This window comes from Aerosakkonema funiforme FACHB-1375 (assembly GCF_014696265.1).
In the GTDB taxonomy this organism is placed as follows: domain Bacteria; phylum Cyanobacteriota; class Cyanobacteriia; order Cyanobacteriales; family Aerosakkonemataceae; genus Aerosakkonema; species Aerosakkonema funiforme_A.
Genome location: NZ_JACJPW010000031.1, coordinates 65,065 through 78,074, shown reverse-complemented (window position 1 = coordinate 78,074; position 13,010 = coordinate 65,065). Strand labels below are relative to the sequence as shown.

General features: G+C 44.8%; 12 protein-coding genes, 1 tRNA gene and 1 pseudogene. 6 read left to right on the top strand and 8 right to left on the bottom strand.

What is annotated here, in order from left to right:
• Positions 1–85: 85 nt before the first annotated feature.
• A complete protein-coding gene (locus H6G03_RS13835; RefSeq protein WP_190464951.1) occupies positions 86–349 on the bottom strand; it encodes a hypothetical protein in 264 nt (87 codons plus the stop codon).
• Positions 350–441: 92 nt separating this feature from the next.
• Between H6G03_RS13835 and H6G03_RS13830 the strand changes: the two are divergent.
• A pseudogene (locus H6G03_RS13830) lies at positions 442–654 on the top strand (hypothetical protein); the annotation flags it as partial.
• 3 nt (positions 655–657) lie between these two features.
• On the opposite strand, the gene H6G03_RS13825 reads toward H6G03_RS13830, so the two are convergent.
• A complete protein-coding gene (locus H6G03_RS13825) occupies positions 658–1,113 on the bottom strand; it encodes a hypothetical protein (protein ID WP_190464950.1) in 456 nt (151 codons plus the stop codon).
• A gap of 140 nt (positions 1,114–1,253) precedes the next feature.
• Here H6G03_RS13825 and H6G03_RS13820 point away from each other — a divergent pair, with 140 nt between their 5' ends.
• The 4 genes from H6G03_RS13820 to H6G03_RS13805 all read left to right on the top strand — a co-directional run bounded on the left by H6G03_RS13820 (position 1,254) and on the right by H6G03_RS13805 (position 4,208).
• On the top strand, positions 1,254–2,087 hold the full coding sequence (locus tag H6G03_RS13820) for a TlyA family RNA methyltransferase (RefSeq protein WP_190464949.1): 834 nt from the start codon (positions 1,254–1,256) through the stop codon (positions 2,085–2,087).
• 22 nt (positions 2,088–2,109) lie between these two features.
• Positions 2,110–2,892 (top strand): hypothetical protein, encoded by a 783-nt coding sequence (locus H6G03_RS13815; RefSeq protein ID WP_190464948.1) that lies wholly within the window; start codon positions 2,110–2,112, stop codon positions 2,890–2,892.
• A 100-nt stretch (positions 2,893–2,992) separates the two neighbouring features.
• Positions 2,993–3,874: a polysaccharide deacetylase family protein gene (locus tag H6G03_RS13810; protein WP_190464947.1), complete on the top strand. Its 882-nt coding sequence runs from the start codon at positions 2,993–2,995 to the stop codon at positions 3,872–3,874.
• A gap of 76 nt (positions 3,875–3,950) precedes the next feature.
• Positions 3,951–4,208: a hypothetical protein gene (locus H6G03_RS13805; protein WP_190464946.1), complete on the top strand. Its 258-nt coding sequence runs from the start codon at positions 3,951–3,953 to the stop codon at positions 4,206–4,208.
• Between the two features lie 43 nt (positions 4,209–4,251).
• Here H6G03_RS13805 and H6G03_RS13800 read toward each other — a convergent pair whose 3' ends face one another.
• Positions 4,252–5,622: a GTP-binding protein gene (locus tag H6G03_RS13800; RefSeq protein WP_190464945.1), complete on the bottom strand. Its 1,371-nt coding sequence runs from the start codon at positions 5,620–5,622 to the stop codon at positions 4,252–4,254.
• Positions 5,623–5,818: 196 nt separating this feature from the next.
• On the opposite strand from H6G03_RS13800, the gene H6G03_RS37550 reads away from it, so the two are divergent.
• Complete coding sequence (locus H6G03_RS37550; protein WP_206756627.1) at positions 5,819–6,037, top strand: hypothetical protein; 219 nt, start codon at positions 5,819–5,821, stop codon at positions 6,035–6,037.
• Between the two features lie 84 nt (positions 6,038–6,121).
• On the opposite strand, the gene H6G03_RS13795 is transcribed toward H6G03_RS37550, so the two are convergent.
• The 5 genes from H6G03_RS13795 to H6G03_RS13775 form a co-directional block, all read right to left on the bottom strand.
• Entirely contained in the window at positions 6,122–6,361 is a 240-nt protein-coding gene (locus H6G03_RS13795) for a hypothetical protein (protein WP_190464944.1), read from the bottom strand.
• A gap of 117 nt (positions 6,362–6,478) precedes the next feature.
• Positions 6,479–10,243, bottom strand: coding sequence for a cell division protein FtsZ (ftsZ, locus tag H6G03_RS39485; protein ID WP_347339481.1), 3,765 nt, complete (start codon positions 10,241–10,243; stop codon positions 6,479–6,481).
• A 14-nt stretch (positions 10,244–10,257) separates the two neighbouring features.
• Positions 10,258–11,745: a slr1306 family protein gene (locus H6G03_RS13785; protein WP_190464943.1), complete on the bottom strand. Its 1,488-nt coding sequence runs from the start codon at positions 11,743–11,745 to the stop codon at positions 10,258–10,260.
• Positions 11,746–11,829: 84 nt separating this feature from the next.
• Positions 11,830–11,903 (bottom strand) — tRNA-Met (locus tag H6G03_RS13780).
• Between the two features lie 80 nt (positions 11,904–11,983).
• A complete protein-coding gene (locus H6G03_RS13775; protein WP_190464942.1) occupies positions 11,984–12,937 on the bottom strand; it encodes an asparaginase in 954 nt (317 codons plus the stop codon).
• Between the last annotated feature and the right edge of the window lie 73 nt (positions 12,938–13,010).

The following is a 13,010-nucleotide window of genomic DNA, read 5'->3' as shown; positions in this document are numbered from 1 at the left end:
CAGCCTTTTTGCCTTACTTCCTTATCTAGTAAGCTTTTGAGTGATTTCGGCTTCTCAAATTTTTGGTTTTGATAAGCAAAATTAATCACACTAAGTACGGAAGAGCCGCAGAATCAGCCATTGGTTGAGACTCACCTACCAACAATACTAACCTATACAGCCGAGTATAGGAAGTCCTAGCGCGTTCAATTACGTTTTTCAGTTCTTCTAACTCCCCTAAAGTTGCTTCTGTTTCACCGTATTCTTCAGCCAGATTAAATTCGGCTGCACTAGCTTGATTAATAATTTGAAACAGTCTTCGTTGCAAGTAAAGAATAGTTGTTAAGGTTTCATCTGGTAAATTGGCCATTACACCTGAGAGTTATTTTTCATGAACTCAAGTATTATATATTAAAGTTGGCCTTAGTTTTTTAAGGTAGAGCGAATAGAAAAATATTGCCAATCCATAAAAAGAATAAGCGACGTAAGGCTGGGGGTTATTACCTGATACCAGAAGAATTACACATCGCTTTAGAAGAAGCCTACTTGCAAGCGATTAACCAAGCTTCTTTAGAAGTAGAAGAAGGACGTTACGAAACTGAAGAATTAGAAAGACTGGTTAACAAGGAGGAAATTATCGATCGCGCTTTAGCTTTAATCTTACCATCCGAGTGAATTTCAATCATTTAGATCGACAGTTTTTTCACCCAAAACACTCCACTGGTTAGGCGTTGATAAAACTTGGGGTTGTGTCTGTAGCAAAGCCAAACCAAAAGTAACAGAAGTTAATCCCAACAACAAAGAACCTGTAACTATTTTTAACAGTAAAATTAATCGATTCGGTCGATCGCTCTGTTTCAACAATAGCTGAGTAGGCGGTTGGGTGTCTAAGCTAAAATTCTGTTGTTTGACTTCCAGGGTTACTTCTGTTCTGCTGACGGTTATTAGCTGAAGTTCCTTTAACTGTCTGAGTGCGTCGAGAATTTCGCGATCGCTAAACGGTTTTTCCCGGTACTCCGCCGTCCACGCTCGAAAATCTTGTAAGTCTACTTTCAGCTTACCAGCATCGGTAGCTCGCGGCAAAAGCCATTGGTACAGTAAAGTGGCGCAGGTCGTTAATTTAGTTTCTAGCATAGTTGGCTTCCTATCGAGAAAATAAATGCAGAAAACAAAGCAGTTGCTTCTCAGGTATCTAAGATAATTGTTACATATGCGACAGTTTTAGCTAGCTTTATGTGTATTAACTGCATAAATCTCTACAATTTGATGAAGTCATGACAAAAAAACGCCTAGACACCTTGTTAGTCGAACTCGATTTATGCTCTTCCCGACAGTTGGCCCAGCGGCTGATTCGGGCGGGGGAAGTGCTGGTAAATCGGCAGGTGATTGACAAACCGGGCACAGAAGTGGAACAATCGGCGCAGATCCAGATCAAAGAGCGATCGCCTTACGTTTCCAGAGGCGGCGAAAAACTCGCCAAAGCGCTAAAATTTTTTGATATCTCTGTGGAAGGGCGCATTTGCTTGGATGGGGGCATCTCTACTGGGGGCTTTACCGACTGCCTGTTGCAAGCTGGGGCGAAACTAATTTACGGCGTTGATGTGGGTTACGGTCAAGTAGATTGGGGTCTGCGGAACGATCCGCGAGTGATTTTGCGGGAACGCACTAACCTGCGGTATCTCACAGCAGATGACTTGTACGAAGCAGCCGAGCTGGCGGATTTGGGTGTGGTGGATGTTTCGTTCATTTCCTTAACAAAAATTTTGCCTGCGTTATGGCAGCTGCTTCAGGTTCCGCGTGAGACAATATTGCTTGTTAAACCGCAGTTTGAGGTAGGGCGAGAACGGGTTGGCAAAAAAGGCGTCGTGCGCGATACTGGCGACCAAGCAAGTGCGATCGCGCAAGTATGCACAGCCGCCCAACAGATTGGCTGGAAATTTCGCGGTTTAACCTGGTCGCCGATCGTCGGCCCTGCCGGTAATATAGAGTATCTTTTATGGCTGAGTATAGATAGCCCAAACTCGGCTCCCGATTTAGAGGCGATCGAACACATCACCCAAGCTGCAAAAAAGGAACTCAGCAAATCTGTTGCTGGAGAGTCAAACTAACATTTAATCCCCTATTAATGCAATGAAGTTTCTCAAGCTGCTGGCGCAAACTATCTTATATATCATTATTGTTCTCAATCTCATTTTTATCGTAGTGATTGGCAAAATTGCAGCTAGTATCATCTGCGAAGAACTTATATATAAAATTTTAATCATTGGCGATTTATTTGCAATTCTAGATATAGGGGAGTTTGTTAATATCATCGTTTTTGCCTTATTGGGAATGGGGTTTGGTATGGCAAGCGCTTTGTTGCCTAAGTACGCCCAAACCAAAACTAGCGCTGTATTGCTCATCATATTAGTTCCCATTCTTTTCAGTACCAGTGCTTTTGTCAAATACAATTATTGGGTTGAAGATTTTGCCGATCGCGAAAATATTTCCTTTGCCAAAGCTGAAGAAATAACCAACTCATTTTTGCAGAAAAAAGTTAATGCAGGTGGATTCTTTGGGTTCTATTCCTATACTGCCCAGTTTCCCGTTTTGCCAACAAAAATGTCAGAAATAACCAAAATTGAAGATTTGGAGAAAAAAGTAAAGTCAGACTTCATCAGTTTAGGTAAAATAGCTAAATTAAAACCAGAGGTAGTGTATGGTTTGTTGGCAAGCGGCAGTTGGGCAATCCGATTTTTTTACTTCTCATTAGCCGCATTAGCAACTGTTTATCATTTCCATTTGGGTCAAGCACAAGTTTTTAAATGGTTTCAACCAGCCCCTCCCAAGTTTCCCCCCATCCCGCCTCGCTTCAAACCACCTGCAAACAAACCCCTAATGCCCAGTTCACCGCGTCGGGTTCGCAACCATTGATACTGTTTGCCCGCTCTTTATTGCACAATAGGAACTCGTGTGTTATTTAGGAGCGAGATGAGATTAAAATGATGATTTAAGCATTAGAGAGATGCGATCGATGAAGTTAATCAAGTTTAAATTTAAAAATTTTCCGTTCGGAATTTTTATCGCTACTGTAGCCAGTATATTTACTATATGGTTAATTCTAAATTTCTTAACACCAAAAATTCCTATTTTTGGCTTTCATAGCATTATTGATATTGAAAATCCCAGTGAAAAGCGTCTTCAAGGGAGTCCTTTGCCTGAAATAGATTACACCAAGCAAGATTTGAGCGAGTTTTTAGATTATTTAGTTCGCCACAATTTTTGGTTCCTTTCAACTCAAGATATGTATGACTATTTTATTGTTAAATTTAAGCAGATTCCCCCGGAACATCTCGGTCAAAAGCCAATTATGATCACCTTTGACGATTCCTATAAAACTTTTTATACAAATTTGCTCCCTGTTTTGCGCGATTTGGAAAATAAATACGGTAAAAAAGTTAAAGTAGTTTTGTTTATTAACCCAGGTATTCTGGCAAAGGGGGAAAGTAAAACTGCCTACAACCTCACTTGTAGAAATTTGAGGAAAGGGTTCCTAAAGGGTTTTTACGATATTCAATCTCACGGACACAGACATAAAAAATTAACTGAATTAAATACAGACGAATTGATTTACGAAATTGCCGAAGCACAAGTCAAATTAAGAAGGTGTACTCAAGACTTAGACCCAAATAAAACAGTGGCGTCTCACATAGCATATCCCTATGGCGCTTCTAATAAAAAAGTAGAAGAGTATGTTTCTAAGTACTATCTATCGGGGTATTTGTACAACAGCAGAATGTTTAAAATAGGTTGGTTGAGAAGCAATTATCAGATACCTCGGTTGAGCGTAAATCACAGTAAAAGTACCCAGAAACTGATCCAAATGGCGGAAAGGGCTTTGACGATTAAAAATTAAAAATTGAAAACAAAAAAGATTTTTCGGTACGAGCCGTGCTAGAAAGAAAAGTATAGCTCCCACAGAGGTTCACACCATGAATACTGAAGAACAAGCTAGGGAACGGATGGCGCAGCAGCGTCAAGAAAGCCAACACGTTCAGGATGTGATGTTGAGTCGTGCTGAAACAGAGGCAAATAACTTGGCCAACTCCAGCACTGAGGAACAAGCGCGACAGCAAATGGCGCAGCAGCGTCAAGAAAGCCAACACGTTCAGGATGCGATGTTGAGTCGCGCCGAGGCTGAATTAGGGATGGCTAGCGATTCTGCTGACTCTTCACAAATACAATCTTAAAAGTCAAAAGGCAGAAAAAACAGGGGATAAAGGGGACAAAGATTTATTGCTGCAATTCCTGGCGCAGGCGATACAGAATCGTACTGGGTTCCACTTGCGTGAGAATTTCTTGTATAACTGTGTTTGGCCCTAATTGTCCCCAGGTGCAACCTTGCTCTAAATATATCTGGGCGGCGCGTCCGACTGCGTAAGCACCATAACCGGCGACACCTGCTTGGGCGATCGCAGCTCCTCCATATGCTGTAAAATTAGTTGGGTTTTCACCGCCAGCAACAGCAGCCGCACTCTTGCCAAATCCCAACAGCAAACTGCTACCCAATTCACCCAACAGCAAACCACCAGCACTCAAAAGTATTGTTTTTAATAATTTGCCAGCCTCGTAACTGGTCATGGGCAAATTATACAGTCGCGCCAACTCGCGGATGAGCGCTAAATCGGCGATTGTTCCGCCCAGGATATCTAAAACAGCGATCGGATTGAGAGCGACAGCGAGAGCTTTATACTTGGTAAACTGCCAAATCAACTTTTCGGCGTCTGTGTTGCGTAATGTCAAGATTTTACTGGCCATAGCAGTCTCCGCTTCTCTAGCCTGAACTAAAGCGTTGAGGGCTAGGAGCGATCGGCCTTCTCTATTTAGAATAGCGAGAATTTTTTCCTTTAACTCATCTATCTGCGCTGACGGCGATTCCCACTCATAACTAACTTTACCATCCGGCCACTCCACCCGCACCTGCACTGCTGCCGGTTCCGCCGCCACCATCACGATTTCATCTGGAGATAGTAACTGTTGCAGACGCCTACCACCGCTGCTACCGGCACCCAGTTGTTGCAAATTCTGATAAATTGCTTGCCTATCTTGGTCTGGATAAAGGTCAATTTTGTTAAATACCAAAATTATCGGCTTTTGCGCTTGTCGCAGTTCGCATAACGCTTGATACTCCGTGCGCGTGATATCGCCAGCGACGACAAACAAAATCAAATCTGCTTGCCGCGCCACTTCCTGCGCCATTTTCGCCCGCGCTTGTCCCTCAATTTCATCCAATCCCGGTGTATCGATTAATTCCACCTGTACCTTGCCACCGCTGTCGGGTGTCCACCGCACAGAACGGGGCCACTGGGTAACGCCGTGGAGTGGCCCGGTTTGCAGGATTTTTTGGCCCAGCAAGGCGTTCAAAACTGCTGATTTGCCGCGACTGACCAAACCGAAAGCGGCAATGCGAATCACGCCTTGGTCTAATTTTTGCAGGCTATTCGTCAAAGTCTCCATTTCCGATCGCAACGCCGCCCGGATTTTGGGGGAATATCCAGATACGGCGCGTCGGATACTGGAACGGGCCTGGTTGAAGTGGGATTCTTGTCGGCTGCTGCGACGTGCAGCTTCTGATTTAGTTTGGGAGGATTGCGGATTGCTCAAGGTTAGACAGGGAAGGAGAGCCTACAAATCTATTTTGATCTAATCTCAAACTTTTGAGTTGGACATTTTACACTAGACGTAAGGTTTGTCCAAGTGGGGAATGCAAACGATATCGGGAAATTCAACAAAAATATATTCTGACTTAAATAGAAAGTTTACCGTAAAAGCTTAAAATGTAATCCAAGTGCGATCGCACTTGGATTACTCACAAAGAAAAAAGATTATTTCACCATCACAGAAGCGGCGACCTTATTATTTAAAAGCCGCAGGTTTTCGGTTTAATTTACAGGCTTATCAAGTCAGTCTGACTATTTCTAAATGGTTGTATTTTTCACCATCTAGAAGTTTCATTGGCTCTCCCGTACACAGTGCGATCGGTAAAACTTATGATTTGAACACAGAGCTTACTATGTAAGGCTTTTGCGTCGCCCCATGCCCTATGCCTATTTCGTAAAAACCGAAATTTGCACGCTGAAAAGTGCGGAAGAGCCGAAACTTTTTAACGAGAGTCAGTTCCTTGATTGGGAGCGCCAACCACCTTGACATTACCGCCAGCAGCTTCAGGTTCTGCGCCAGAACGGACTTCTGTACCGGATTCTTGACCGGTCATGCGATATCTTTCATCGACGGGAGTGTCACCCTCTTCTGTGGTTGGTATAGTTGTTTGGGTTCCAGGGTTATCTTGAGGGTCATTAAGATACTGATCTTGGCGATTGTCTTGAGGATTATTTGGTGTCATAATTTCCACTCTCTTAAAACGTTCTTCTCTAAGAATAGTGTTCGGTTTTTCGCAGGTATTCTATCCTCAGACATGACTAGCCCTATAACTTGAGGAGGAAATTGTACTTTGGTATTATCAACGTCCCGCCAATCCAGTCGCAATCAGGGTTACTCTCACTTCATCTTGCAGCCGATCGTCTATGTCTGCGCCAAACATTATATTAGCTTTAGCATTGAGATATTCATTGATTGTTTCCGCCGCCGTATTCACTTCTTGCAAGCTCATATCGCTACTTCCCTTTATATGAAAAATAACGGTTTTTGCTTCTTTAATCGAGCCACTCAATAAGGGAGAAGAAATTGCTGCCATAGCTGCCGATTTTGCTCTCGATTTTCCGGAACCTTGCCCAATTCCTATTTGTGCTATTCCAGAAGATGCGATCGCCTTTCGCAAATTGCCAAAATCCACATTCACTAAACCCGGTACATTGATAATATCGGAAATTGCTTCCACCGCCTGACACAACAAATCATCCACAACTCGAAACGCTTCTTTTATCGGCGTCCATTCTGAGATCGTCGTTAAAACTTTATCGATGGTAATCGCAATCAAAACGTCCGCTTTGTTCTGCAAATCTGCAATGCCTTCATTTGCTTTTTCGATGCGGCGTCGCCCTTCATGAACGAAAGGAAGCGTGACAATTCCTACTGTTAAAGCACCTTTTTCTTTAGCAATTTCTGCTATAATTGGTGCAGCGCCTGTGCCCGTACCGCCTCCCATTCCAGCCACAATAAATACTATATCGGATTGCTCGATCGCAGCTGCTATCTCCTGACGCGATTCTTTTGCGGCTTGTTCCCCAGTAGTTGGATCGGCACCAGCACTCATTCCTTGTGTCAAATTTTGTCCGATTTGCAAAATGTTGGGGGCAAATGATTGCGCTAATTCCTGAGCATCAGTGTTTATACACAAAAATTCAACACCTATGAGGCGGCTAGCCATTGCGCGGTTGATCGCTTTTTCGCCCGCTCCACCCACACCAATTACCTTGATTTTGATGTGAGGCCAATCTTCAATTTGGGGAGGCTGTATTGCGGCGAGTGCTTCCGATAAATTTGCGATCGCTTCCACTTCCGGTCTGGAACTAAACTGTTGGTTTAGATCATTCAGACCGGAACGCAAATTAATAATTTCCCCTTGCAATTGTTGATTTAGCTGGTCAATTGCGCTGTTGGTATTTTGTTGTATTTCTGCTAGCGCTGCTGCTTCCGATTTATCGCTCACTTGTTCGACCAAATCATCTATCTGAAAGCGCAGATTACCTATTTCTCCTTGCAGTTGTTCGTTTAAAAGGGCGATCGCGCTTTGACTTTCCTGTCTTATTTCTGCTACCTCGACTTCTTCCGATTTGTTGCTTAATTGGTCGGTCAAGTCATCTATTTGCGAGCGCAGATTTCCAATTTCTCCTTGCAATTGTTGGTTTAGCAGTGCGATCGCGCTTTTGCTTTCTTGTCTTACTTCTACTACCTCGACTTCTTCTGATTTGTTGCTTAATTGGTCGGTCAAGTCATCTATTTGCGAGCGCAGATTTCCAATTTCTCCTTGCAATTGTTGGTTTAATAGTGCGATCGCACTGCTACTTTCCTGTTGCATTTCTGCTATTACCGCCACTTCCGGTCTAGCAGCTAACTGTTCGGATATGTCATCGATTTGCACCCGCAGATTACTTATTTCTCCCTGTAATTGTCGATTTAATTGCTCTATTGCTCTCCGAGTTTCTTGTTGCACTTGAGTCAGCGCAGTTATTTCCGTTCTATCGCTAAATTTCTGATTTAGAGCATCAAGTTGAGCCCGGAAATTTGTTATTTCCGCTTGCATTTTAACTAACTGAGCGATCGCATTATTTGTTTCTTCTCGCACCTGGGGAAGCGCTTCTATTTCCGGGCGAGAATTGAAATTTCGAGTCAGCGCATCAAACTGACGGCGCACAGACAGGATTTCTACTTGGATTTGACGAAAATGGGCGATCGTGCTGCTCATTCCCTGCTGCACCTGTGGCAGTAATTCCGCTTCTGGTCTTGAGTTGAACTGTTGAACTAAATTCTCCAATTGAGACCGCCAATTTGCCAGTTCTGTTTCTACTTGATTCAATCGTTCGATCTCAGTGCTAGTTTCCTGTTCCGGCTGCGCCAGTACTTCTATTTCCCCTCTGCTGTTAAAGTTTTCAATTAAATTTTCTAACTGAGTGCGGAAAGCAGCTATTTCTGCTTGCATTGCACTGACTCGATCGCTGGCGCTGTTAGTATCCGCCGACATCTGCGGCAGTATTTCTATTTCCCTGCTGCTGTTAAAGTTTTCAACTAAATTTTCTAACTGAGTGCGGAAGGCAGCTATTTCTGCTTGCATTGCACTGACTCGATCGCTTGCCGTTCTCATGTCCGCCTGCATCTGCGGCAGTACTTCTATTTCCCTTCTGCTGTTAAAGTTTTCAATCAGATTTTCCAACTGAGTGCGGAAAGAAACTATTTCTCCTTCCATTTGACGCACTCGATCGCTTGCCGTTCTTATTTCTGCCTGCATCTGCGGCAGTGCTTCTATCTTTGTATCTTCTGTGCTATTGAGATTTTGAGTTATATTCTCGAACTGACGACTCAAGAAAACAATTTCTGCTTCCATTTTACGCATTTGAGCGCTGGCGCTACTGATTTCCTGCTGAATTTGTGGTAGACCTTCTACCTCCGGTCCTGCGCTCAACTGTTGAGTTAAAATTTCCACTTGTTCGCTTAAAGAAGCGAGATGATTTTGTGTTATTTGATGTAATTGTTCGCTTGTGCGATCGATTTCCTGCCGCATTTGTGGCAGAGCTTCTAATTCCGGGCGACTTCTAAATTGTCGAGTTAAATTCTCCAATTGCAAGCGCAAATTAGTAATATCTTCTTCTAGCCGCTTTGCGATCGCGCTTTCTTCTCCCACCTGCGGCGGTGCAGGCGTTTCCGGACGAGCGCTCAACTGTTCGGATAGAGCATCCAAACGCAGACGTATATTTGCAATATCTTCTTCTATAGCAGAGCGATCGGAAAGAAGTAACATCACCGCATTCAACTCTTCTGTTATGCCTGCGATTTCTTCTATTTCCGGTCGCTTTTGGAACTGTTGCGCTAATTCCTCTTGTCCTTCGGCTAGCGATTGCGTAAAGTTTTCTAACTTAGAAAGAGATTGCCCGATCGTATTTAAAGTTTGCTCCGGTAGCGCTTCAACTTGCTGATGCAGAGATTCAAAAATGTGATACAGCTGAGTAATAGCACTGCTGGTATCTTGCTGCATCTTTGCCAGTCCAGCTACCTCCGGTCTGGAGTCAAACTGTTCGTTTAACTCCTCCAATTGAGCGTGCAGATTGGTTATTTCTCTTTCTATTCCGGTCAAGTCAACTGCTTCTGGAATTGGCAAATTGTCGATCCGCAATCCCAAAACAGTCAGTTGCTCTCTGAATTGCTCTGTTAATAGTTGCAGTGACTTTTCCAGTTGTTGAATTGCTTGCGTTTCGGATCGCGCTTGAAACTGTTCGCTTAACTCCTGCTGTCGATTAGTTAGCGTCTGAGTTAAATTTTCCAATTCAGACAGAGACTGGGAAATAGGACTCAAGGTTTGGTCTGGCAGCGCTTGGACTTCCTGATGCAGAGACCTTACAGTTTGATGCAGCTCGCCGATCGCACTGCTGGTGTCCTGGTACATCTCCTGCTGCAATCGCTGTCGGTTAATCGTATTTAATGATAGCGCTACCGTCAGGGGTGCGGCAGCCGCAGCTACCTGACCGGTAACGCCAGCAGCGACGGTTCCCACAGCTGAGGCGGCAATGGAGATGTATTCAGTTATTTGTAGCCAATTACGCTGCGTAGACATTTTTCACACACCCACTAACCGCTAACAACTGCCTCGGAACTGGTGATTTGAGGCAACGGCGCTTCTGGCATCAAACGCCCGACTGCTTGCTTGACAAACGATTGCCAGAATGCCATTCTTTGATTTTGCTGAAATACTCTTTGTACTGTCTCGCGCAGGCGATCGAGTTTCAGAGAATTCTCCCCTTCCACAGTAACAGCATCCTGCTCCTGGAAATACTCGATTAAGCTAAGTCCTGCCAACCGAGTCAAGTAGGCGGCGCTGACTCCCTGCACCAAACCACCTGCAACATAAGTAATTGTGTTGCTTTTGAGGATTGTGGTAATTGTTTGGGTAGAAAGTTCCACCAAACCGAGTTTCAGCATTAAGCTTCCCATTGCTGCGGCTACAGTTTTCGCTTGTTCGAGGGAAAACTTTTGTCGATAAATATTGCTCAACTCTAAAATTAATTGAGCGTCGATCGCACCCGTCGCCACTAAGTCGAGTGCGGGTATGGGGATAGCAAAAGCTGTCGCTGCTGCGATCCACTGATATTGTTCGATCGCAGGTAAAGCGCGATCGCGTCTGATTTCATTCAACACCGATTTGGCTTCTGCTTTCAAAGCCATTGCTTGCCGCCAAGTTGTTGCCCACACCAACTGTTGATTTTGCTGCGCTACAATTTGGCTTAAGCGATCGGTTAGTGCTGTTATCTCCGGTACTGATTCTTCCAACCACTCCTGCACCGATCCATCTGTTTGATGCTGTCGCACTTTAATCGCTTTCGGAGATGCCGCGATCGCCACTACATCATTTGTTTCCAGCAATAACATCGTCCTTTGCTGTAGCTTTTGCAACACGACTTCTCGTTCTTCCGGTAAATACCGATCTTCTTGATTGAAGACAAGAACAGTGCGCTGGTTAGCTGCTTTTAGCTGCTGCAAAGTTTGATATTCTGGCTCTGTTAAATCGCCACAGGTAACAAATAATACTAAGTCCGCAGCGAGTGCCCTTGCGATTGCATCTTTCTCTGCGGTCAAACCGGCTTCATCAAGAGCGAACAATGTCGCTGTTTCTTGCAAAGTCACAGTTTGCGCGATTTGAGAAACCCAGTTCGACTGCAAAACTTGAATCAAAGTAGTTTTGCCTACCGCCTTGCCACCCGTCACCGCCAAGCTTATCTTTTTTCGGTCTAATTCTGCCGTCAGTTCGGCGGCTTTTTGACGCAGTTGGGAGATCGCATTGCACTGAGCTGCTTCTGATTCCACGAGAGCGATCGCGCTTTCTGCTTGGGCGATCGCTTTTTCTGCGGTCGATCGCTCCACCATCGGTAAGTCTAGCTGTAACTGGGTTTTTTTGGGTTCTTTTTTCTGCAATAGCAGTAAACCTCCGAGTGCGATCGCACCCAGTATACCAACTTCATCCATCTGCCCAGCCATGTCATCAAAACTTTGCCACAGCCAGAGCAAAAACGAGAGACCCACTCCCCCAACCAAAATCGGACGCCGCAAAAGATTAGCCATAAGTTTTTTTGTATATCCGATCATAAGAATACAACAAGCCCTGCAACCACTTTAGCTTGCAGGGCTTGTTGTCTTGTTTATTAGTGGCGGGAAGTGGATTTGAACCACTGACCTTCGGGTTATGAGCCCGACGAGCTACCAGACTGCTCTATCCCGCGTCGCCTTTACAACTATAACAATAACACAAAAAAGTTGCAAGTGGCATTTCCAAAAAATTTGGATATTTGCAAAAAGCTAGCTAGAGCAAGGATAATTCCCCCACCACCTCCAGACGTTTGTACTTGCCCAAGCTGATGAAGGTTTCAGACATAGATTCCGCTACGCTGGGAGTAATCCAGCCCATTTGTCTGAGCAGGTGAATCGCAACGGCGTGTTTGGCACGCTTGGTACCGTCGATCGCCTTTATTGCCAGCCCCATGCCTTCGCCTACCCTACCAATGCACTGAACTCCTTCTGCCCCACCCTTACTCACCAATTCTCCTTGGGTCTGGCGCATCAATTCCGTATCGAATTCCCCTTCCCCAGCTACCATATTTGGGTGATGTGTCATGGCGCGGACAATGCGCTCCATATCTAAATTTGTACCGGAGGAGAGCTGGGCATACAAAGTCCCCATTTGTCCCAGTTGCATGAAATAGGTAGGAGCGCCACAATCATCATGAGCGCTGATAAACTCTTCTCCTGGCATTCGCAGGAGTTCGGCCACTTTGCTCAAGATTAGCTGCTGAACCGGGTGGTTGCGCTGTAAATAAGTATTGAGAGGCCAATTACGTTGCTGGCAAACGGCTAGCATTCCCGCGTGTTTGCCGGAGCAATTATATTCCAGCGGACTTTGCTTACCTTCCGGGATCGGACATTGAAGTGCCGACGGGTCGATATCGCAACGCCAGAGAACGTTAAAAACCTGACGTACCTGCTCGATTTTGCCTTTGTGGGAACTACAGATAATCGCCAAGTCTCTATCTGTCAAACCGAAGCGTTCCAGAGTGCCGGTAGTGGTGACGGCTAGCGCTTGGAAAGGTTTGAGCGCGGAACGAGCAAAAGTTGCGGTTTCGGCGTTCCCTGCTACCGATAATATGCGTCCGCGATCGTCACAAACAACCGCTTGGACGCGATGGATTGATTCAGGAATGCCTTCTCGCAGTAGCGTTACTTCTAATTCTGCGGATTGAGTTCTTTTTCCCCTTGTCATGGGTAAGAATGTATCACTGAAGGGGTACGGATTGATGGAATTTTAGATTTTAGATCGGAAGATTTATTCTCTG

Excerpts from the sequence above, each read along its gene's own strand:
- H6G03_RS13815 (WP_190464948.1), top strand. The coding sequence starts at position 2,110 with ATGAAGTTTCTCAAGCTGCTGGCGCAAACTATCTTATATATCATTATT.
- H6G03_RS13835 (WP_190464951.1), bottom strand. The coding sequence starts at position 349 with ATGGCCAATTTACCAGATGAAACCTTAACAACTATTCTTTACTTGCAA.
- H6G03_RS13795 (WP_190464944.1), bottom strand. The coding sequence starts at position 6,361 with ATGACACCAAATAATCCTCAAGACAATCGCCAAGATCAGTATCTTAAT.
- H6G03_RS13785 (WP_190464943.1), bottom strand. The coding sequence starts at position 11,745 with ATGGCTAATCTTTTGCGGCGTCCGATTTTGGTTGGGGGAGTGGGTCTC.
- ftsZ (WP_347339481.1), bottom strand. The coding sequence starts at position 10,243 with ATGTCTACGCAGCGTAATTGGCTACAAATAACTGAATACATCTCCATT.
- H6G03_RS13805 (WP_190464946.1), top strand. The coding sequence starts at position 3,951 with ATGAATACTGAAGAACAAGCTAGGGAACGGATGGCGCAGCAGCGTCAA.
- H6G03_RS13775 (WP_190464942.1), bottom strand. The coding sequence starts at position 12,937 with ATGACAAGGGGAAAAAGAACTCAATCCGCAGAATTAGAAGTAACGCTA.
- H6G03_RS13820 (WP_190464949.1), top strand. The coding sequence starts at position 1,254 with ATGACAAAAAAACGCCTAGACACCTTGTTAGTCGAACTCGATTTATGC.
- H6G03_RS13810 (WP_190464947.1), top strand. The coding sequence starts at position 2,993 with ATGAAGTTAATCAAGTTTAAATTTAAAAATTTTCCGTTCGGAATTTTT.
- H6G03_RS13825 (WP_190464950.1), bottom strand. The coding sequence starts at position 1,113 with ATGCTAGAAACTAAATTAACGACCTGCGCCACTTTACTGTACCAATGG.